This window comes from Oleiphilus sp. HI0125 (assembly GCF_001635355.1).
On the sequence record NZ_LWGF01001358.1, the window covers coordinates 1 to 697 of the forward strand.

Consider the following 697-nt stretch of genomic DNA (forward strand, 5'->3'; position numbering starts at 1 on the left):
CCTCGATGGTATGCAGGTGGAACTGTTTTACTTAATGAAAATCTAGATCCCGTTAATGGCTACGATATCCAAACAGAGCTCTTATATAATGAGGAGTTAACAGTTGGATATTCTTATCGTATTGGTGAAATAGAAGGTTTAACACCTGCTGTATCTGTAGCTACAGTTCCTTTAAACGCAGCCTCTATTCTTGAGTTTGACAATAGTTTTTATGGGCAGGGCGATATAATTTCGGTTGCTGAAACTGTTGCATCAAGTATTTTTGAAGTTTTGATACCTTTATGGTCTGTCGACGGTCAATTTGTTGCGGATGATGAAAATTTCCAGCCGCAATTAAGTATAGAGTCTTTACCTGTAGGTAGTTCGATCCAGTTTTCTATCCATCAAACAGACCCATCTAAGCCTAATAATGTGGGTGACAAGTTCGTCGATGATTTTGCTTCAGCCGTAATTGGCTACGGTTTTGTACCATCAACTGATCAAGATTTTGACGGGGATGGAGTTAAAAACTCGCAAGACTATTTTATTTATGATCCGGCGTGTAGTGCGAGAGACCAAGGGAATCCCGATGATTTTGATATGGATGGCATTCCTAATCTCGATGAGTTAAGTATTGATCTCGCAAACCCTTCAAATAGCCGAGTTGTCTCTTATATGCGTTCAGCGGACAGTGATGGTGACGGTTTATCAGATTCAG

The 697-nt window shown here is 40.2% G+C and carries 1 protein-coding gene; it reads left to right on the top strand.

What is annotated here, in order from left to right:
* On the top strand, positions 1 to 697 hold a 697-nt coding region (locus tag A3762_RS27990), incomplete at both ends, for a hypothetical protein (RefSeq protein WP_197469531.1).